The organism is Bowmanella dokdonensis (assembly GCF_017254865.1).
GTDB classification, from domain to species: domain Bacteria; phylum Pseudomonadota; class Gammaproteobacteria; order Enterobacterales; family Alteromonadaceae; genus Bowmanella; species Bowmanella dokdonensis.
Genome location: NZ_JAFKCV010000269.1, coordinates 1 through 315, shown reverse-complemented (window position 1 = coordinate 315; position 315 = coordinate 1). Strand labels below are relative to the sequence as shown.

Here is a 315-nt window from a genome sequence, read left to right as displayed (position 1 = left end):
TGGTACCACGCAGCAGCGCACCTACGTTCTCACCGGCACGGCCTTCGTCCAGCAGCTTGCGGAACATCTCTACACCAGTAACCGTCGTCGTAGTGGTCGGGTTGATACCCACGATTTCCACTGAGTCGCCAGTCTTAACGATACCACGCTCTACACGGCCCGTTACCACGGTTCCACGACCAGAGATGGAGAATACGTCTTCGATTGGCAGCAGGAACGGCTTGTCGATGTCACGCTCTGGCTCTGGAATATAGGTATCCAGTGCTTCCCCAAGCTCGATGATTTTCTTTTCCCACTCGGCATCGCCTTCCAGCG

1 protein-coding gene is annotated in these 315 nt (G+C 55.9%); it reads right to left on the bottom strand.

All coding sequences use genetic code 11. From position 1 onward, the window contains the following. The coding region (locus J0A66_RS24010; RefSeq protein WP_241264391.1) for an EF-Tu/IF-2/RF-3 family GTPase at positions 1 to 315 on the bottom strand (315 nt) is incomplete at both ends.